The organism is Nocardioides houyundeii, assembly GCF_002865585.1.
Classification (GTDB): Bacteria; Actinomycetota; Actinomycetes; order Propionibacteriales; family Nocardioidaceae; genus Nocardioides; species Nocardioides houyundeii.
The window spans coordinates 1,572,369-1,592,705 of the sequence record NZ_CP025581.1; the positions used below are offsets into that span (position 1 = coordinate 1,572,369).

Here is a 20,337-nt window from a genome sequence, read left to right on the forward strand (position 1 = left end):
GCGCTGGCCATCATCCTCGGCATCGTCGTGGCCGTCTGGATCGGCGAGCGCCGCTGGGTGGCGCGCGGGGGACCTTCGGGGAGATCCAGGACCTGGCCGTGTGGGGCGTGCCCTTCGGCCTCGTCGGCGGGCGCCTCTACCACGTCGCCACCGACTACCAGCTCTACTTCGGCGAGGGGCGCAACCCCATCAACGCGCTGTACGTGTGGCGCGGGGGACTGGGCGTGTGGGGTGCCGTCGCCCTCGGTGCGGTCGGGGTGGCGATCGGGGCCCGGCTCAAGGGCATCCGGCTGCTCCCGGTCCTGGACGCGGTGGCTCCCGGGGTCCTGGTCGCCCAAGCGATCGGGCGGTGGGGCAACTGGTTCAACCAGGAGCTCTACGGACGACCCACCGACCTTCCGTGGGGCCTGGAGATCGACGACGCGCACCGCCCCTCGCAGTACGTCGGCCAGGACGTGCTGTTCCACCCGACCTTCCTCTACGAGAGCCTCTGGGCGCTGGCCGCCTTCGCGGTGGTCATCTGGCTCGACCGGCGCTTCAACCTCGGACACGGCCGGGTGGCGGCCCTGTACGTGATGGCGTACACGGCCGGTCGCGGGTGGATCGAGACCCTGCGCATCGACGACGTGCAGCTCGACGACGTGGCGGGGCTTCGGCTCAACACCTGGACCTCGCTGGTGCTCTTCGTGCTGGCGGCCGTCTACTTCGTCATCTCCGCACGCCGCCACCCGGGCCGTGAGACGGAGGTCTACCGCCGTCCGCGGGAGCCCGAGCCCGCCTCGTCCGAGGCCTAGCCTCACGTCGGGAACACCCTGGCCCGGGTGATAACCTCAGATCTCACGCCTGGGCCAACGTCGTCCCGAGCAGACCCCCCATGCTTGCCAGTCCGCCGGCCCTCCCCGGAGTACCACCGGCGCACCCGACGACGACGGGAGAATGCCTCATGCACGCATTCCCGCCGCCCCAAGGGCTCTACGATCCCCGCCACGAGCACGATGCTTGTGGTGTGGCCTTCGTCGCGACCCTGACCGGCGTTGCCAGCCACGACATCGTTGCCAAGGCGCTGACCGCGCTCCGCAACCTGGACCACCGCGGTGCCGCGGGTGCCGAGCCCAACTCCGGGGACGGCGCGGGCATCCTGATGCAGGTGCCCGACGCGTTCCTGCGCGCGGTCGTCGACTTCGACCTGCCCACCCAGCACTCCTACGCCGTGGGCACGGCCTTCATCCCCGGCGACGCCGGCGAGGTGAGCAAGGCCCGTGGCCGGATCGAGGAGATCGCCGCCGAGGAGGGCCTGACCGTCCTCGGCTGGCGCGACGTCCCCACCGACGACTCCGTCCTGGGTGCCACGGCCCTGAGCGTCATGCCGACCTTCGTCCAGCTGTTCGTCGCCGCCTCCGGGCCACGCCTGTCCGGGATGGCGCTGGAGCGGCTGGCCTTCTGCCTGCGCAAGCGTGCCGAGCACGAGACGGGGGTCTACTTCCCCTCGCTGTCCTCGCGCACCCTGGCCTACAAGGGCATGCTCACCACGGGTCAGCTCGACGCCTTCTTCCCCGACCTGCTCGACGAGCGGGTGGCCTCGGCGCTGGCCGTGGTGCACTCGCGCTTCTCCACCAACACGTTCCCGAGCTGGCCGTTGGCCCACCCGTTCCGGTTCATCGCCCACAACGGCGAGATCAACACCGTGATGGGCAACCGGAACTGGATGCGGGCCCGGGAGGCGCTGCTGTCCTCGGACCTGATCCCCGGCGACCTCGACCGGCTCTTCCCGATCTGCACGCCCGGTGCCTCGGACTCCGCCTCGTTCGACGAGGTCCTGGAACTGCTGCACATGGGTGGCCGCTCGCTGCCCCACTCGGTGCTGATGATGATCCCCGAGGCGTGGGAGAACCACGCCGAGATGGACGCCAAGCGCCGGGCCTTCTACGCCTTCCACTCCGCCATGATGGAGCCGTGGGACGGCCCCGCCTGCGTGGTCTTCACCGACGGCAGCCAGATCGGTGCCGTGCTGGACCGCAACGGGCTGCGACCCTCGCGCTACTGGGTCACCGACGACGGTCTGGTGGTGCTGGCCTCCGAGGTCGGCGTGCTCGACCTCGACCCCGCGACGGTGGTCCGCAAGGGCCGGCTCAAGCCGGGCCGGATGTTCCTGGTGGACACCGACGAGCACCGCATCATCGAGGACGAGGAGGTCAAGGCCGAGCTGGCCGCCGACCACCCGTACGACGAGTGGCTGCACGCCGGCCTGATCAGCCTCGACGACATCCCCGAGCGCGAGCACATCGTGCACACCCACGCGTCGGTGACGCGGCGCCAGCAGGTCTTCGGCTACACCGAGGAGGAGCTGCGCATCCTCCTCACCCCGATGGCCAACGCGGGCATGGAGCCCATCGGGTCGATGGGCACCGACACGCCCATCGCAGCGCTGTCGGAGAAGCCTCGGCTGCTCTTCGACTACTTCGCCCAGCTGTTCGCCCAGGTCACCAACCCCCGCTGGACGCCATCCGCGAGGAGCTCGTCACCTCGCTGTACGGCACCATCGGGCCGGAGTCCAACCTGCTCGACCCGACGCCGGCCTCGTGCCGCCAGGTGGTCGTGCCCTTCCCGGTGATCTCCAACGACGACCTGGCCAAGCTGCGGCACATCAACCGTGACGGCGACATGCCGGGCTTCATCACCCACGTCTCCCGCGGCCTCTACGAGGTCGACGGTGGCGGCGCCGCCATGGCCCGCCGCATCGACGAGATCTGCGCCGAGGTCTCCGAGGCGATCTCGCAGGGTGCGCGCATCATCGTGCTCTCGGACCGCCACTCCACCGCAGAGCTGGCGCCGATCCCGTCGCTGCTGGTCACCGGCGCGGTGCACCACCACCTGGTCCGGGAGAAGACCCGGACCCAGGTCGGCCTGGTGATCGAGGCCGCCGACGTCCGCGAGGTGCACCACGTGGCCCTGCTGATGGGCTACGGGGCGGCCGCGGTCAACCCGTACCTGGCGATGGAGACGGTCGAGGACCTCGCGCGCCAGGGGCACTACGTCAAGATCGAGCCGGAGCAGGCGGTCAAGAACCTGGTCAAGGCGCTCGGCAAGGGCGTCCTGAAGGTGATGTCCAAGATGGGCGTCTCCACGGTCGCCTCCTACACCGGCGCCCAGATCTTCGAGGCCGTGGGGCTCTCGCAGTCGGTGGTGGACAAGTACTTCACCGGCACCACGTCCAAGCTCGGTGGCATCGACATCGACACCATCGCCGAGGAGGTGGCACGCCGCCACGCCACGGCGTACCCGCGCGGGGCATCCTGCCCGCGCACCGCGAGCTCGACTCGGGTGGCGAGTACCAGTGGCGGCGCGACGGGGAGCCGCACCTGTTCAACCCCGAGACGGTCTTCCGGCTCCAGCACGCCACCCGCACCGGGCGGTACGACGTGTTCAAGCAGTACACCAGCGCGGTCGACGACCAGTCGCGCCGCCTGATGACCCTGCGCGGGCTGTTCGCCTTCAAGTCCGACCGCCAGCCGGTGCCGATCGAGGAGGTCGAGCCGGTCTCCGAGATCGTCAAGCGCTTCTCCACCGGAGCGATGTCCTACGGCTCGATCAGCCAGGAAGCGCACGAGACGCTGGCGATCGCGATGAACCGGCTCGGCGGCAAGTCGAACACCGGCGAGGGCGGGGAGGACGCGGAGCGTCTCTACGACCCGGAGCGTCGCAGCTCGATCAAGCAGGTCGCCTCGGGGCGCTTCGGCGTCACCTCGGAGTACCTCACCGGAGCCGACGACATCCAGATCAAGATGGCCCAGGGGGCCAAGCCGGGTGAGGGCGGCCAGCTGCCTGGTCACAAGGTCTACCCGTGGGTGGCCAAGACCCGGCACTCCACGCCGGGCGTGGGCCTGATCTCGCCGCCGCCGCACCACGACATCTACTCCATCGAGGACCTGGCGCAGCTGATCCACGACCTCAAGAACGCGAACCCCTCGGCACGGGTGCACGTCAAGCTCGTCTCCGAGGTGGGCGTGGGCACGGTCGCCGCGGGCGTCTCCAAGGCGCACGCGGACGTGGTCCTGGTCTCCGGTCACGACGGGGGCACCGGTGCCTCGCCGCTCACCTCGCTCAAGCACGCCGGTGGGCCCTGGGAGCTCGGCCTGGCCGAGACTCAGCAGACGCTGCTGCTCAACGGACTGCGCGACCGGATCGTGGTGCAGGCCGACGGTCAGCTCAAGACGGGTCGGGACGTGGTGATCGCCGCGCTGCTGGGGGCGGAGGAGTTCGGGTTCGCCACCGCGCCGCTGGTGGTCTCCGGCTGCATCATGATGCGGGTCTGCCACCTCGACACCTGCCCGGTGGGCGTCGCCACCCAGAACCCCGTGCTGCGCGAGCGCTTCTCGGGCAAGCCGGAGTTCGTGGTCACGTTCTTCGAGTACATCGCCGAGGAGGTGCGCGAGCTGCTCGCCGAGCTCGGCTTCCGCACGATCGACGAGGCGGTGGGCCACGTGGAGGCGCTCGACATCGTCGACGCCGTGGACCACTGGAAGGCCTCTGGCCTGGACCTGACCCCGATCCTGCACCAGGTTCAGACCGGCAAGCAGTTCGCCGGCCAGGACCTGCGCCGCACGAAGTCCCAGGACCACGGGCTGGACCGGGCCCTGGACAACGAGCTCATCGAGATCGCACGACCCGCGCTCGAGAACCGCGAGCCGGTGCGCGCCCAGATCGCGGTCCGCAACGTGAACCGGACGGTCGGCACCATGCTCGGCCACGAGGTGACCAAGCGCTACCGCGGGGAAGGGCTGCCCGAGGGCACGATCGACCTGACCTTCACCGGTTCCGCCGGGCAGTCGTTCGGGGCGTTCGTGCCTCGCGGGATCACCATGCGGCTCGAGGGCGACGCCAACGACTACGTCGGCAAGGGCCTCTCGGGTGGGCGCATCGTGGTGCGACCGGACCGAGCTGCCACGTTCGAGGCGTCGGCCCAGATCATCGCCGGCAACACCATCGGCTACGGCGCCACGTCGGGCGCGATCTTCCTGCGAGGCCAGGCCGGCGAGCGGTTCTGCGTGCGCAACTCGGGTGCCACCGCGGTGGTCGAGGGCGTCGGGGACCACGGCTGCGAGTACATGACCGGCGGCCGGGTGGTGGTCCTGGGCTCCACGGGCCGCAACTTCGCGGCCGGCATGTCCGGGGGCTACGCCTTCGTGCTCGACCTGGACCCGGGACGGGTCAACGGCGAGCTCGTGGAGCTCGCACCGGTGACCGGCGCGGCTGCCGACGAGCTGGAGGCGCTGGTCCGCGAGCACCTGGAGGAGACGGGTTCGGACGTCGCCGAGGCGCTGCTGGCCGACTGGCCCACGTCGCTGGGGCGCTTCACCGAGGTGATGCCCAGCGACTACAAGCGGGTCATGGAGGCCCGTGCCGAGGCACTCGAGGAGGGTCTCAGCGAGGAAGAGGCCGCCGCACGAATCATGGAGGTGCTACATGGCTGACCCCAAGGGCTTTCTCAAGCACGGACGCCAGGTGGCCACCCGGCGGATCGTGGAGGAGCGAGTCAAGGACTGGAACGAGGTCTATCCCGACGGCATCGGGCGCGCCCTCCTTCCCATCATCGGCACCCAGGCCGGACGCTGCATGGACTGCGGCATCCCGTTCTGCCACCAGGGCTGCCCGCTGGGCAACTACATCCCGGAGTGGAACGACCTGGTCTGGCGCGACGACTGGGACGGCGCGATGGACCGGCTGCACGCGACCAACAACTTCCCGGAGTTCACCGGTCGCCTGTGCCCGGCTCCGTGCGAGACCGCCTGCGTGCTGGGGATCAACCAGGACCCGGTGACCATCAAGAACGTCGAGGTCTCGATCATCGACCGCGCCTGGGACTCCGGCTACGTCCGGCCCCAGCCGCCGGAGTGGCTCTCGGGTCGCACGGTGGCCGTGATCGGCTCCGGCCCGGCCGGGCTGGCCGCCGCCCAGCAGCTCACCCGGGCCGGTCACACCGTGGCCGTCTACGAGCGCGCCGACAAGCTCGGTGGGCTGCTGCGCTACGGCATCCCCGAGTTCAAGATGGAGAAGAAGCACCTGGACCGTCGGCTGGACCAGATGCGGCGCGAGGGCACGATCTTCCGCGCCGGCGTCGACGTGGGCCGGGACAACCTCAGCGGCCAGCGGCTGCTGGAGCGTTACGACGCCGTCGTGCTGGCCACCGGGTCCACCGTGGCCCGGGACCTGCCCGTGCCCGGTCGCGAGCTCGCCGGGATCCACCAGGCCATGGAGTTCCTGCCCCAGGCCAACCGGACCGCGCTGGGGGAGGAGGTGCCCGACCAGATCCGTGCCGACGGCAAGCACGTCGTGATCATCGGCGGCGGCGACACGGGTGCGGACTGCCTGGGGACCTCCATCCGGCAGGGCGCGGCCAGCATCACCCAGCTGGAGATCCTGCCGCAGCCGCCCGAGACCCGGCCGGCCAACCAGCCCTGGCCGTCGTACCCGATGACCTTCCGGATCTCCTCGGCCCACGAGGAGGGCGGGGACCGGATGTTCGCGGTCTCGACGACGGAGTTCCTCGGTGACGAGGAGGGCCGCGTGCGGGCCCTGCGGCTCGTCGAGGTGGACGCCAAGTTCCAGCCGGTCGCCGGCACCGAGCGGGACCTTCCCGCGGACCTGGTGCTGCTCGCGATGGGCTTCACCGGTCCGCAGCGCGAGGGACTCCTCGACCAGCTCGGCGTCGCCCTGGACGAGCGGGGCAACGTGGTGCGCGACGAGCGGTACGCCGCCTCGGTGGAGAAGGTGTTCGTGGCCGGCGACGCCGGTCGCGGCCAGTCGCTGATCGTCTGGGCGATCGCGGAGGGCCGGGCAGCCGCGGCGGGCGTGGACGCCTACCTCACCGGGTCCACCGCGCTGCCGGTGCCGATCCCGCCCACGGCACGTCCGCTGAGCGTCTGATCAACCCCCATGACGGGCTCCCTGGCGGTTCGCCGCAGGGAGCCCGTCGTCGTTCCCGGTCCGGTTGGATCGTTCAAGAGGTAGGCTCGTCCCGTGCGTAGAGCAAAGATCGTGTGCACCCTGGGTCCCGCAGTAGCCACCCCCGAGAAGATCCGTGAGCTGGTCGACGCGGGCATGGACGTGGCGCGGCTCAACATGAGCCACGGCTCGTACGAGGACCACGAGCGGATGTACCGGATGGTGCGGGAGGCCAGCGACGCCTCCGGTCACGGAGTCGGCATCTTCGCCGACCTCCAGGGCCCCAAGATCCGGCTGGGGACCTTCGCCGACGGCCCGGTGGTGCTCGAGACCGGCCAGCGCTGGACCATCACCACCCGCGACGTGCCGGGCGACGCCGTCGAGTGCGGCACGACGTACTCCGGGCTCCCGGGCGACGTCTCGCCGGGCGACCCGATCCTGATCGACGACGGCAAGGTGCGTCTGTTCGTCACCGGGGTCGAGGGACGCGACGTGCACACCCGGGTGGTCGTGGGCGGACGGGTCTCGGACCACAAGGGCATCAACCTGCCCGGCGTCGCGGTCTCGGTGCCGGCGCTGTCGGAGAAGGACAAGGACGACCTGCGGTGGGCGCTGCGGCAGTGCGTCGACTTCGTCGCCCTGAGCTTCGTCCGCCACGCCGCGGACGTCGAGGACGTCCGTCAGGTGATGGCCGAGGAGGGCGTGCGCGTCCCGGTCATCGCCAAGATCGAGAAGCCGCAGGCGATCGCCAACATGGAGGCGATCATCGACGCCTTCGACGGCCTGATGGTGGCCCGCGGCGACCTGGGCGTGGAGTGTCCCCTGGAGCAGGTCCCGCTGCACCAGAAGAACCTCATCGACCTCGCCCGCCGGCACGCCAAGCCGGTGATCGTGGCCACCCAGATGCTGGAGTCGATGGTCGACTCGCCGTCGCCGACCCGCGCCGAGGCCTCCGACGTGGCGAACGCCGTCCTGGACGGGGCCGACGCGGTCATGCTGTCGGGGGAGACCAGCGTGGGCCGGCACCCCGTGCTGACTGTGCAGACCATGGCACGCATCATCGAGAACACCGAGGACCACGGCCTGGCCCGGATGGCTGCGGTGACCTGGCAGCCGCGCAGTCGCGGGGGAGTCATCACCAAGGCGGCCGCGGAGGTCGCGGAGCGGATCGGGGCGCGCTACCTCGTCGCCTTCACCCAGAGCGGCGACTCCGCACGTCGGCTGGCCCGGTACCGCTGCGAGATCCCCGTGCTGGCCTTCACGCCGCTGGCGGCCACCCGCTCCCAGCTGGCCATGACGTGGGGCGTGGAGACGTTCAAGACCGAGGACGTGGAGCACACCGACGAGATGGTGCGCCAGGTCGACGAGGCGCTGCTGGCCATCGGGCGTGTCACCGAGGGGGAGCGGGTGGTCATCGTCGGCGGCAGCCCTCCCGGGATCCCCGGATCCACCAACGCCCTGCGCATCCACCGCATCGGGGACGCGATCAACGGCGTCGCACCGGCGTACCGGCGCCTCGGCCCTCGCTGATCGGGTGCCCCGGGTGGGATTCGAACCCACACTGGACGGTGTTTGAGACCGCTTCCTCTACCGGTTGGGATACCGGGGCCCGGCGTGCGACACCGTACCGGAGCGCCGCGGGGTCGTAGCACGGAGGGGCAGGGCGCTAGCCTGCGTGCGTGACCGCACCTGCCCCGACGTCCAGGCCCACCGTCGTCATCGCCGAGGACGAGGCGCTGATCCGGATGGATCTCGCCGAGATGCTGGCCGAGGAGGGGTACGACGTGGTCGGCCAGGCCGGCGACGGGGAGCGGGCGGTCGAGCTCGCGGAGGAGCTGCGCCCGGACCTGGTCATCCTCGACGTCCGGATGCCGGTGCTGGACGGCATCGCAGCCGCGGAGCGCATCGCGGCCCAGCGCATCTGCGCGGTCGTCATCCTCACCGCCTTCAGCCAGCGTGAGCTCGTGGAACGAGCCCGTGACGCCGGCGCGATGGCCTACCTGGTCAAGCCGTTCGGCAGGTCCGACCTGGTGCCGGCCGTGGAGATGGCGATGAGCCGGTTCGGCGAGCTCCGCGGCCTGGAGGCGGAGGTGGGCGACCTCAACGAGCGGCTGGCCACGCGCAAGGCCATGGACCGGGCCAAGGGCGTGCTGCAGGCGGAGCTGGGGATCAGCGAGCCGGAGGCGTTCCGGTGGATCCAGAAGACGGCGATGGACCTGCGGCTCTCGATGCGGCAGGTGGCCGACGGCGTGCTGACGCACGGCCCGGGCATCGCGCAGAGCGAGTAGTCGCCGCAGGGGCACCGGGCACCAGTGCCGAGGCCGGCGGCAAAGGTCACTGTTTCGCATCACCTCGGCACGGCGGCGAGCAGGTCCTCCCCATATGAGGCAACACACACCTACACTTCCGTGTGCGTCCGTCCGGGCGTGTCGATGGGAGGGATCGAGTGAAGCTGCGCCAGCAACCACGCGAGTGGCGAGGGGGACGCGGGTCACCAGTGGGCGCCTCGGCGCTTCTCCTGGTGATCCTCGGAGCCCTCTCCTTCCTGCTGGCCGCGCCGGCACAGGCGGTGGACACGCTGTGCATGCCGAGCGAGACCACCGGATGCATCGCGGGCACCCTGCGCACCGAGGAGGGGCCGATCGCCGACGTCGACCTGACCCTCACCGGCCCCACGGGGGTCGAGGAGACGGTGACCACCAGCGAGTCGGGCAAGTGGAACCTCTCGATCTCCGAAGAGGGCCAGTACGAGGTCGCGATCGTCACCGACACCCTGCCCGACGACCTGGACACCAAGGGTGCGGCCACCGTCCAGGCCACGTTGGGCTCGACCGCCGCCGCGGTCATCGAGGTACGCACCAGCAGCTACAGCTCCGAGCGCAGCTTCGGGGAGTACTTGGCCCAGAGCGCCGCCAACGGCATCCGGCTCGGCCTGCTGCTGGCGCTGGCCTCGGTGGGCCTGTCCCTGATCTACGGCACCACCCGGCTGGCGAGCTTCTCCCACGCCGAGCAGGTCACCCTGGGCGGCATGCTCGCCTACGGCCTGGTCAACGTGGCGGGGATGAACCTGTGGCTCGGTGGCGCCCTCACGGTGGCGCTGTGCGCCCTCACCGGCTATCTCCAGGACCGCGTGCTCTGGCAGCCGCTCCGGCGGCGGGGGCTCGGCCTCACCCAGCTGATGATCGTGACCATCGGGCTCTCCCTGGCCATGCAGTACTGCTTCCAGTACTTCGTCGGCGCCCGGACCGTCCGGATCGTCCAGGACAACCCCGGGGTGGCCACCTTGGGTCCGATCACCATGACCTACCAGTCCTTCGTCGCGATGGGTATCGCGGTGCTGGTGCTCGGGGGCGTGGGGTTCGCCCTGCTGCGCACCCGGGTCGGGCGCGCCACCCGCGCGGTGGCGGACAACCCGGCACTCGCGGCTGCCTCGGGCATCGACGTCGACAAGGTGATCCGCCTGGTGTGGACCGTGGCGGCCGGCCTGGCCGGCCTGTCCGGGATCATGTACGCGCTGGTGACCAACGGGATCAAGTGGGACTCGGGCATGCAGATCCTGCTGCTCCTGTTCGCCGCCACCACGCTCGGCGGTCTCGGGACCGCGTTCGGTGCGCTGATCGGCTCGCTGATCATCGGGCTGGTCGTGGAGCTGGCCCCGGTCTTCGGCATGCCCGGGGACTTCAAGTACGCCACCGCGATGCTCATCCTCATCCTGCTCTTGCTGGTGCGGCCCCAGGGTCTGCTCGGCAAGGCGGAGCGAGTCGGCTAGGAAGGGGAACGAGATGACCATCGACGCAGGCTCAGAGTCCGTTGAGGCTCAGTCCATCCAGGAAGCACGGCCGCAGGCCGGTCCCGCCCGGCGCGCCCTCTACATCGCCCTCGGGCTGGTGGCCGGCATGGCGCTGCTGATCCTCATCGGCGAGCTGGTGCCGGGCACCGCAGGCAGCATCGCCCGGGGCATGGCGCGGGAGGCGATCTCGCCGCAGACGGCCGCGGTCGCCATCGCCGTCATCGGGCTCAACGTGCACTTCGGCTTCACCGGCCTGCTCAACATCGGCCAGGCCGGCTTCATGCTCATCGGTGCCTACGGCCTCACCATCTCGCTGAAGGCCGACGTGCCGATCGTGCTCGCCGTGCTCATCGGCCTGGCCGCCTCCGTGATCTTCTCCCTGATCCTGGGCCTGCCCACACTGCGGCTGCGCGGGGACTACCTGGCCATCGTGACGATCTCGGCCGCCGAGATCATCCGGTACGTCGGCCGCTCGTCACTGTTGACGGACTTCACCGGTGCCGCACAGGGCATCCAGGGCAAGTCGTACCGTGACCCGTTCACCGACCTCTCCTTCTTCGGCTCGGGGGAGAAGAGCTTCTTCTTCCTCGACTACCAGATGACCGGCGTCAACGGCTGGTGGGTGCGCTTCGTCGCGTGGTCGCTGGTGGCGCTCTGCGTGGGCCTGATCTTCCTGCTCGCCCGCAGCCCCTGGGGTCGGCTGCTACGTGGGATCCGGGAGGACGAGGCCGCGATCCTCAGCCTGGGCAAGAACGCCTTCTCGGTGAAGATGCAGGCCCTGGTCATCGGCGGCGCGCTGGGCGCGCTCGGCGGCATGGTCTACGTCCTGCCGTCCTCGGTGCAGCCCGACTCGATGGGCCGGGCCCTCACCTTCTTCGCCTGGACCGCCCTGCTGCTCGGCGGAGCCGCCACCATCTTCGGGCCGGTCCTGGGGTCGATCCTCTTCTTCATGACGCGCATCTTCATCAAGGGCACGGCGGGGGCCATCATGCCGCCCGAGGTGATGAGCAGCCAGCAGACCGAGCAGTTCTCCTGGATCGTCGTCGGCGTCGCCCTGATGCTGCTGGTGATCTTCCGACCACAAGGGATTCTGGGCGACAAGAGGGAGCTGCGGTTCAATGTCTGAGGCACAGGTGCGCCCCCGGGACTTCGACTCCGCTGACCCGGCGTCGCGACGACAGTTGATGGCCGGCGTCGAGGCGGTTCCGGGCTCGGCCAAGCCGGACGCCATCTTGAAGGTCGACAACATCGTGCGCGCCTTCGGCGGCATGACCGCGGTCGACGTCGGACACCTCGAGGTCCAGCGCGGCGTGATCACGGCGCTGATTGGGCCCAACGGGGCGGGCAAGACCACGTTCTTCAACCTGATCACCGGGTTCGACAAGCCGACCTCGGCCGGCAGCGGCGCCCACTGGGAGTTCGAGGGCAAGTCGCTCGACAAGACCTCGGCCTCCACGGTGGCCCGCTCGGGCATGGTCCGCACCTTCCAGCTGACCAAGGCGCTGAACCGGATGACCGTCCTGGACAACATGATGCTGGGTGCGCGCGACCAGGCCGGGGAGAACCTCTTCAAGTCCCTGCTCAAGCCGCTGTGGAGCGGCCAGGAGCGGGAGATCGAGGCCAAGGCCAAGGATCTGCTGCAGCGCTTCAAGCTGCTGGACAAGAAGGACGACTTCGCCGGCAGCCTCTCCGGCGGGCAGCGCAAGCTGCTGGAGATGGCTCGGGCGCTGATGAGCGACCCGACGATGATCATGCTGGACGAGCCGATGGCCGGGGTGAACCCGGCCCTGACCCAGTCGCTGCTGGCTCACATCCAGAGCCTGCGGGACGAAGGCATGACCGTGCTGTTCGTCGAGCACGACATGCACATGGTCCGCCACATCTCCGACTGGGTGATCGTGATGGCCGAGGGCAAGATCGTCGCCGAGGGCGCGGCCGACGTGGTGATGAGCAACCCGGCCGTCATCGACGCCTACCTGGGTGCCCACCACGACACCGACCTGGGAGACGACTCGCTCCTCACCGACGAGACCATGACCGAGTTGGCGCAGGCAGTGAAGGACGAGGACAAGGCCCATGACTGAGACCGCTCCCAGTGCCGTGCCCGTCGTGGAGGCCGAGAACGTCGTGGCCGGCTACCTGCCAGGCGTCAACATCCTCAACGGCTGCAGCCTGACCGCCTACCCCGGCGAGATGATCGGCATCATCGGCCCCAACGGTGCCGGCAAGTCGACCCTGCTCAAGGCGATGTTCGGGCTGGTCAACGTGCACGAGGGTGCGGTGCGGCTGCACGGCGAGGACATCACCAACAAGCGGACCAACCGGCTGGTGGAGATGGGCGTGGGCTTCGTGCCCCAGACCAACAACGTGTTCCCGAGCCTCACCATCGAGGAGAACCTGCGGATGGGGCTCTTCCTGCGCCCCAAGAAGGTGGGGGAGCGCCTGCAGGCCATGTGGGACCTCTTCCCGGTGCTGCACGACCGGCGCAACCAGAGCGCCGGTGCGCTGTCCGGCGGCGAGCGCCAGTCGCTGGCCATGGCTCGGGCCCTGATGATGGAGCCCGCGGTGCTGCTGCTCGACGAGCCCTCCGCGGGGCTCTCGCCGGTGCGCCAGGACGAAACCTTCCTGCGCACCCGGATGATCAACAAGACCGGGGTCTGCGTGGTGATGGTGGAGCAGAACGCGCGCCGCTGCCTGCAGATCTGCGACCGCGGCTACGTGCTGGACCAGGGTCGGGACGCCTACACCGGCACCGGCCGGGAGCTGGCCAACGACCCGAAGGTGATCGAGCTCTACCTCGGCACGCTGGCCGCGGACGTGAAGTCCGAGAGCGCCTGAGGCGGGACCTGACGAGAAGAAGCCCCCCGGACCGTGAGGTCCGGGGGGCTTCTTCAGTTGACTCGAGCCAGGATCAGCTCTTGCCCTCGACCGAGCCGGTCAGCTCGTTCTTGTTGTCGGCGTTGAACGTGTAGATGCCGATGAACGCGGAGGAGGGGTCGTTCTTGGCGTTGATCGGGCCGATGCCCGACGGGCCGGTGTACTGGATCTCCTTGTCCGCCTCGAGGAGCTCGACGCACTCCTCGTAGGTGGCGCACTCCTCGGCGCCCTTCTCGGCGCCGGAGACCGCTGCCAGGTTCTTCTGGATGGTCACCGAGGTGGTGTCGCCACCCCTGACGGCCGCCAGGGCCGCCAGCATGACCGCGTCGTAGGACTCGGGGCCGTAGGCGAAGTCCTTCAGGGTCTCGCCCTCGGCGGAGTCGTACCAGCCGATGAGGTTGTCCTTGAAGCCCGGGACCGCCTCGGGGTCGGCACCCGGGATGGTGCCCTGGGCACCCTCGAGCGTGCCGGCCTCGAAGTCCTCGCCGTAGTCGGCGGTGTTGCCGTCGCTGAAGTAGGTCTTCTGCATGTCCCAGCCCTGCGCGGCGAGCTCGGGCACGATGGCCTTGGTCTCGTCGAACGCCAGGATGACGATGGCGTCGGGCGAGCTGTTCAGGGCCGCGGTGACCTCGGCCGAGAACGTGGTCTGGCCGGCGGGGAACTCGTCGCCGTCGCCCTTCCCGCCGTACACGACCTCGCCGCCCGCGTTCTCGATGGCCGCCTGGGTGGCGTTGCGCAGACCAGTGCCGTAGGTGTCGTTGAACACCAGGAAGGCGATCTTCTTGTAGCCGTCGGTGGCGATCAGGGTGCCGAGCGCGTTGCCCTGGATGCCGTCCGGCGGTGCGGTGCGGAAGAAGTAGTCGGAGTAGCCGCTCAGGTCCACCGCGGTGTTGGCGGGGGAGATCTGCACGATCTTGTTGTCGGTGAGGGTGTCGACGAAGTTCAGCGAGACGCTGGACGACGCGGCGCCGATCACCACGGACGGCTTGGCCGCCACCATGTTGCCGGCTGAGGCGGTCGAGACCGACATGTCGGTGGAGTCGCCGGAGTCCTCGATCATGTGGCACGCGTCGACGCCGTTGACGCCGCCGGCCGCGTTGATCTCGGAGACCGCGAGACCGACCCCGGAGATCTCGGGCGGGCCGAGGTAGGCCAGGTTGCCGGTGAGCGGCAGGATGCCACCGACCTTGAAGGTGTCCTTGGAGGTCGTGTCGGTGCCGCACTCGTCGTTGGTGAACGCAGCAGCGTCAGTGCTTTCCGAGGCCGAGGCCGAGTCCGTGGGGTCCTCGTTCGCCTCCGAGTCGGATTCGCTGCCGCAGGCGGTGAGCGCGAGCGACAGCGTGGCAGCGCCAGCCATCACCTTGAGCCAGGAGGCTGATGTGGATCGATTCACGTGGTGAACCTTTCGTAGTGGGGTTTCGTCACCTCGCGCCCCGCCCCGAGGGTTGGGCCTCAGCCCTGTCAAGGTAGGGGGGCCAGGACGTGGCGTGATCCCCGCGAGACGTGTCGTTAGCGAACCGTTATGTCGTGTCCGGCTGCCGGACAGCCCCAGGGGCCCCGTACACACTGCCTCTGCCCAAGCAGCCACCGAAGGCGTAGTCTGGCCGGCGGTGCAGATCGGGGGCGAAAAGGCACCACATCTCGTCGTGCTCGGAGGTCTGGACATGGGTCGTGCTGCTGTCACCCTGAGGGCTGCCCTGCCACAGGACCTGGAGGCTCTGCTCGAGCTGTGGGCCGACGTCGTACGGCGGGCGACGCCTACGGAGCAGGCAGCCGATCTGCTCTCGGTGATCCAGTCCGCGGCGGCCTCGGACAACCAGCGACTCCTGGTGGCCGAGTACGACGGCGAGGTCGCCGGCGCCGTGCACCTGAGCCTGACCAGCATCTCGCCGCTCAACCTGGAGCCGGTGGTCCACGCGCTCTCCCCGCACGTGCTCCCCGACTATCGCCGCCGTGGGGTCGGGGCCGCCCTGATGGAGGCTGCGGTCGCGTTCGCCGAGGAGCGCGGGTGGCTTACGTGGCCACCGCCGCGACGTCGTCCTCGCGGGACTCCAACCGGTTCTTCGCCCGGCTCGCCATGGGGCCGCTCGCCGTGCTGCGGGTCGCCCCGACGCACACGGTGCGTCAGCGCCTCAACGCGCTCCGTCCCGCGCGCAGCCGGGTCGCCCAGTCCAGCAACCGCCACATCGACAAGGTGCTGGCAGCCCGCAGGGTCAGGCGGGGCGACCGCGTCTCCTCCTGAGGCGGTCAGGCGCTGCGGTCCGCCGGGATCAGCGCACAGGTGATCCGGGAGGTGCACAGTCGCCGACCCTGCTCGTCGCTGATCACGATCTCGTAGGCGGCCGAGGTACGTCCGAGGTGGATCGCGGTGGCCACACCGGTCACCGTCCCGCTGCGCGCGGAGCGGTGGTGGGTGGCGTTGATGTCCACGCCGACCGGGATCCGGTCGGGGTGCGCGTGCACGGCGGCGCCCATCGAGCCGAGCGTCTCCGCCAGGACCACCGAGGCGCCTCCGTGCAGCAGGCCGTAGGGCTGGGTGTTGCCCTCGACGGGCATCGTGGCGACCAACCTCTCGGCGGAGAGCTCGAGGAGCTCGACACCCATCTTGGCGTTGAGCGCGCCGAGCTGGCTGCGCATCGTCTCCAGCAGCTCGCTCTCCGCGGTGTCGTCCTGGGTGGGGGTCGGTGCGGCGGCAGCGGCTGCCGGTTCCTGGTCCTGGGTCATGGGCGCATTGTGGCTGACGGCCCGTCGGCGCGCCCGGATAGGGTCGAGGTGTGACTGCGACGCCCTCCCGACCTCGACTCCTCCTGCTCGACGGCCACTCCTTGGCCTATCGGGCGTTCTTCGCGCTCCCGGTGGACAACTTCTCCACCAGCACCGGACAGCACACCAACGCGGTGTACGGGTTCACCTCGATGCTGATCAACGTCATGCGTGACGAGGAGCCGACCCACGTCGGCGTGGCGTTCGACCGCTCGCGCCAGACGTTCCGCCTCGAGGAGTACCCGGAGTACAAGGCGAAGCGCAACAAGACCCCCGACGAGTTCAAGAGCCAGCTGCCGCTGATCCAGGAGGTGCTGGACGCCCTCCACATCCCCCACGTGGAGCTCGACGGCTTCGAGGCCGACGACATCATCGCCACCCTCACCACCCAGGCGGTGGCCCAGGGCATGGAGGTGCTGATCCTCACCGGTGACCGGGACTCGCTCCAGCTGGTGGGGGAGACCTCCACGGTGCTCTACCCCATGCGCGGGGTCTCGGAGCTGGCGCGGATGACGCCCGAGGCGGTGGAGGCCAAGTACGGCGTCCCCCCGCACCGGTACCCCGAGATCGCTGCCCTGGTCGGCGAGGACTCCGACAACCTGCCGGGCGTGCCCGGGGTCGGCCCCAAGACCGCGGCCAAGTGGATCAACGAGTACGACGGCCTGGACAACGTGATCGCCCGGGCGGACCAGATCAAGGGCAAGGCGGGGGACAACCTGCGCGCCCACCTCGGCGACGTCATCCGCAACCGGCACCTCAACGCCCTGGTCTGCGACCTCGCCCTGGACCTCTCCCCGGACGACATGCTGCGCCAGCCCTGGGACCGCCAGGAGGTGCACACGCTCTTCGACGGCCTCGAGTTCCGGGTCCTGCGCGACCGGCTCTTCGAGTCGCTGACCTCGGAGGAGGACGTGGAGGGGGAGGGGTTCGAGGTGGCCGGCACGGTGCTCGCGCCCGGCGCCCTGCCTCAGTGGCTGCAGCAGCGCGCCAGCGCCGTGGTCGGGCTGCACGTGCGCGGGTCCTGGGGGGCCGGGACGGGACGGGTCGAGGGGCTGGCGTTCTCCGACGCGCAGGGAGACGCGGCGTACGTCGACGTCGAGCAGCTCAGCCCCGAGGACGACGCCGCCCTGGCGACCTGGCTGGCCGACGCCGACCGGCCCAAGGTGATGCACGACGCCAAGGGGCCGATCCTGGCGCTGGCCGCCCACGGATGGACACTGGACGGTCTCCGCAGCGACACCGCCCTGGCGGCGTACCTGGTCCGGCCCGACCAGCGCTCCTACGACCTGGCAGACCTCACCCTGCGCTACCTGCGCCGGGAGCTGAAGGAGGAGGTGGACGACGGCCAGGCGCTGCTGTTCGACCAGGACGAGGCCGTCGCGGACCTGGCGATGCTGCGGGCCCGAGCCATCGTCGACCTGGCCGCCGCGCTCGAGGACGCGGTGGAGGAGCACGGCGGGACCCGGCTGCTGGCCGACGTCGAGCTGCCGCTGGTGGGAATCCTCGCGGGGATGGAGCAGACCGGCATCGGGGTGGACCTGGAGCACCTCGAGGCGCTGGAGAGCGAGTTCGCCGGTGAGGTGAAGAAGGCCGCCGAGGAGGCCTTCGGGGTGATCGGCAAGGAGATGAACCTGGGCTCGCCCAAGCAGCTCCAGGTCGTCCTCTTCGACGAGCTGGGGATGCCCAAGACCAAGCGCACCAAGACCGGCTACACCACCGACGCCGACGCACTGCAGCAGCTCTTCGTCAAGACCGAGCACCCCTTCCTGCTGGCCCTGCTGCGTCACCGGGACGTGAGCCGGTTGCGCCAGACCGTGGAGGGGCTGCTCAAGACCGTCTCCCCGGACGGTCGCATCCACACCACGTTCAACCAGATCATCGCCGCCACGGGGCGCCTGTCCAGCACCGACCCCAACCTGCAGAACATCCCGGTGCGGACCGAGGAGGGCCGCAGGATCCGTGAGGGGTTCGTCGTCGGGCCCGGCTACGAGACGCTGCTGACGGCCGACTACAGCCAGATCGAGATGCGGATCATGGCCCACCTCTCCGCCGACGAGCTGCTGACCGAGGCGTTCCGCTCAGGTCAGGACTTCCACGCCACCACCGCCTCCCGGGTCTTCGAGGTCGCCCCCGAGGACGTGACGCCCGAGATGCGCGCGAAGATCAAGGCGATGAACTACGGCCTCGCCTACGGCCTGTCGGCGTACGGACTGGCCCAGCAGCTGAAGATCGAGCCGTCCGAGGCGCGGCTGCTGATGGACGACTACTTCGAGACCTTCGGGGGAGTGCGGGACTACCTCGGCGGAATCGTCGACGAGGCGCGCAAGTCCGGCTTCACCGAGACCATCATGGGGCGTCGGCGCTATCTGCCCGACCTGACCAGCGACAACCGCCAGCGGCGCGAGATGGCCGAGCGGATGGCGCTGAACGCTCCGATCCAGGGATCTGCCGCAGACCTGGTCAAGGTCGCGATGCACCGGGTCCACCGTGCGATGTCGGAGCAGGGCCTGCGCTCCCGGATGCTGCTCCAGGTCCACGACGAGCTGGTGTTCGAGGTCGCGCCGGGCGAGACGGAGTCGCTGTCGGCCCTGGTCAGGTCGGAGATGGGCCGTGCCGCCGACCTCAGCGTCCCGCTCGACGTCTCGCTGGGCACCGGGCGCAGCTGGCACGAGGCTGCCCACTAGGGCCCGAGCGGGGCTCAGACCGGGTGCTGGGAGACGTCCTGGGGTTCGGGCAGGGCGTCGTCGGGGACCAGCAGGAAGCTGATGGCCAGCAGGGCCACCAGCAGCGCGAGGTCCACCAGGACCACCCAGACGAGCAGCGACGTGATCGACCCGACCATCAGGCCGCCGAGCACCACGGCGGCCAGCGCGGCCCAGACCAGGTAGACCGATCGCTGTCCCTGCCGGGCGATGACCGAGTAGACCACCAGCTGGAGCATGGACATCGCGGTCCCCAGGATGGCGAACAGCCAGAGCCTCCCCTGGATCTCCGCGAAGTCCTCCCCGCCGACGAAGACCATCGCCAGGGAGGAGAGCAGGGCGACCGTGCCGGTGCCGACGAGCCCCAGCGCCGAGACCAGGGCGAGGCTTCGTCCCAGGGCCCGCCGGCGCTCGTGGGCCGAGGCCATGGCCGGGAAGGCGACCACCACGACGAACTGGGGCAGGAACAGCATCGCCTTGGCCAGGATCAGACCACCTGCGTAGAGACCGGCGTCGTGCTCGCTGAGCACGTTGCGCGCCACCACGATGTCCACGTTGGAGAGAGCGAAGAAGGCCAAGAGAGCCTGGGAGTTGTGGAAGATCTCCTTGGCGATCTCCCGCCCCTGCGGCAGCTCCGTGGAGACTTCGGGCTCACGGACCGGGCGCAGCGCCCACCACCCCACGACCACCGGGGCGACGGATCCCAGGATCACGGCCAGGAAGGCCACGAGCTCGTTGGGCTCCCAGAGCAGCATCGCGGTCCCGACCAGCAGCCGCGGCACCCCGGCGGAGATGTAGAGGACGCCAAGCGGCAGCCACTTCCGTTCGCCCTGCAGGGTGCCGGCCTGCCCGCCCATCATGGTCAGGGGCACCGCGGCCGGTCCGATGAGCGCGGCCATCATCAGGTTGTCGAGCTTGAGGACGGCGTTGACGACCGGGGAGAGGACCAGCAGCACCGCGCCCAGGATGAGGGAGGCGCGCAGGGTGAACCGGAGGATGTCAGCCTGGATCTGCCCGACGTGCGCCGGGTCTGCGGAGATGCGCCGAGCGGCCGTGGTCTGGAGCCCCAGGGACACGACGCTGACCACCAGGAGCACCGCCATGGTGGCGATGAAGCGACCGTAGGCCTGCGGGCCGAGCATCTTGGCCGCGATCATGGTGTAGCCGTAGGTGGCCACGTTCATGACACCCATGGCGACAGCGATCCCTGCGCCGGTGCGCATCAGGTTCCCGAGCTTGTCCCTCATCTGCATCACGGCGGGA

At 69.9% G+C, this 20,337-nt stretch carries 13 protein-coding genes, 1 tRNA gene and 2 pseudogenes; 12 read left to right on the forward strand and 4 right to left on the reverse strand.

Annotation, left to right across the window (positions count from 1 at the left end):
- Positions 1 to 98 precede the first annotated feature (98 nt).
- The 4 genes and pseudogenes from lgt to pyk all read left to right on the forward strand — a co-directional run bounded on the left by lgt (position 99) and on the right by pyk (position 8,472).
- Positions 99 to 794 carry a prolipoprotein diacylglyceryl transferase gene (lgt, locus tag C0R66_RS07645; RefSeq protein WP_241901627.1) on the forward strand — a complete coding sequence of 232 codons (696 nt, stop codon included), beginning with the start codon at positions 99 to 101 and terminating at the stop codon, positions 792 to 794.
- 149 nt (positions 795 to 943) lie between these two features.
- Positions 944 to 5,471: pseudogene (gene gltB / locus C0R66_RS07650) on the forward strand (glutamate synthase large subunit).
- Positions 5,464 to 6,924, forward strand: a complete 1,461-nt coding sequence (locus C0R66_RS07655) for a glutamate synthase subunit beta (RefSeq protein ID WP_101524199.1) — start codon at positions 5,464 to 5,466, stop codon at positions 6,922 to 6,924. Before gltB ends, C0R66_RS07655 begins: the two are co-directional and overlap by 8 nt.
- A 93-nt stretch (positions 6,925 to 7,017) precedes the next feature.
- A complete protein-coding gene (pyk, locus tag C0R66_RS07660; RefSeq protein ID WP_101524200.1) occupies positions 7,018 to 8,472 on the forward strand; it encodes a pyruvate kinase in 1,455 nt (484 codons plus the stop codon).
- A 5-nt stretch (positions 8,473 to 8,477) separates the two neighbouring features.
- Here the strand turns inward: pyk and C0R66_RS07665 are convergent.
- Positions 8,478 to 8,551, reverse strand: a tRNA-Leu gene (locus tag C0R66_RS07665).
- 70 nt (positions 8,552 to 8,621) lie between these two features.
- Here C0R66_RS07665 and C0R66_RS07670 point away from each other — a divergent pair.
- The 5 genes from C0R66_RS07670 (at position 8,622) to C0R66_RS07690 (ending at position 13,570) form a co-directional block, all read left to right on the forward strand.
- A complete protein-coding gene (locus tag C0R66_RS07670; RefSeq protein ID WP_275888067.1) occupies positions 8,622 to 9,230 on the forward strand; it encodes an ANTAR domain-containing response regulator in 609 nt (202 codons plus the stop codon).
- A gap of 233 nt (positions 9,231 to 9,463) precedes the next feature.
- Positions 9,464 to 10,711 carry a branched-chain amino acid ABC transporter permease gene (locus C0R66_RS07675; protein WP_199286851.1) on the forward strand — a complete coding sequence of 416 codons (1,248 nt, stop codon included), beginning with the start codon at positions 9,464 to 9,466 and terminating at the stop codon, positions 10,709 to 10,711.
- A gap of 13 nt (positions 10,712 to 10,724) precedes the next feature.
- A complete protein-coding gene (locus tag C0R66_RS07680; protein WP_199286852.1) occupies positions 10,725 to 11,858 on the forward strand; it encodes a branched-chain amino acid ABC transporter permease in 1,134 nt (377 codons plus the stop codon).
- Positions 11,851 to 12,816 carry an ABC transporter ATP-binding protein gene (locus C0R66_RS07685; RefSeq protein ID WP_101524201.1) on the forward strand — a complete coding sequence of 322 codons (966 nt, stop codon included), beginning with the start codon at positions 11,851 to 11,853 and terminating at the stop codon, positions 12,814 to 12,816. Before C0R66_RS07680 ends, C0R66_RS07685 begins: the two co-directional genes overlap by 8 nt.
- Complete coding sequence (locus C0R66_RS07690) at positions 12,809 to 13,570, forward strand: ABC transporter ATP-binding protein (protein WP_101524202.1); 762 nt, start codon at positions 12,809 to 12,811, stop codon at positions 13,568 to 13,570. Before C0R66_RS07685 ends, C0R66_RS07690 begins: the two co-directional genes overlap by 8 nt.
- 73 nt (positions 13,571 to 13,643) lie before the next feature.
- Here C0R66_RS07690 and C0R66_RS07695 read toward each other — a convergent pair whose 3' ends face one another.
- Positions 13,644 to 15,002 (reverse strand): ABC transporter substrate-binding protein, encoded by a 1,359-nt coding sequence (locus C0R66_RS07695; protein ID WP_199286853.1) that lies wholly within the window; start codon positions 15,000 to 15,002, stop codon positions 13,644 to 13,646.
- Positions 15,003 to 15,273: 271 nt separating this feature from the next.
- Here C0R66_RS07695 and C0R66_RS19405 point away from each other — a divergent pair.
- Positions 15,274 to 15,558: pseudogene (locus C0R66_RS19405) on the forward strand (N-acetyltransferase family protein); the annotation flags it as partial.
- A gap of 59 nt (positions 15,559 to 15,617) precedes the next feature.
- Entirely contained in the window at positions 15,618 to 15,851 is a 234-nt protein-coding gene (locus tag C0R66_RS19410; protein ID WP_241901705.1) for a hypothetical protein, read from the forward strand.
- A 5-nt stretch (positions 15,852 to 15,856) separates the two neighbouring features.
- On the opposite strand, the gene C0R66_RS07705 is transcribed toward C0R66_RS19410, so the two are convergent.
- Positions 15,857 to 16,333: a hotdog fold thioesterase gene (locus C0R66_RS07705; protein WP_101524204.1), complete on the reverse strand. Its 477-nt coding sequence runs from the start codon at positions 16,331 to 16,333 to the stop codon at positions 15,857 to 15,859.
- Positions 16,334 to 16,383: 50 nt separating this feature from the next.
- Between C0R66_RS07705 and polA the strand changes: the two genes are divergently transcribed.
- A complete protein-coding gene (polA, locus tag C0R66_RS07710; protein ID WP_101524205.1) occupies positions 16,384 to 19,056 on the forward strand; it encodes a DNA polymerase I in 2,673 nt (890 codons plus the stop codon).
- 14 nt (positions 19,057 to 19,070) lie between these two features.
- On the opposite strand, the gene C0R66_RS07715 is transcribed toward polA, so the two are convergent.
- Positions 19,071 to 20,327, reverse strand: a complete 1,257-nt coding sequence (locus tag C0R66_RS07715; protein WP_241901654.1) for a lipopolysaccharide biosynthesis protein — start codon at positions 20,325 to 20,327, stop codon at positions 19,071 to 19,073.
- Positions 20,328 to 20,337: the final 10 nt, after the last annotated feature.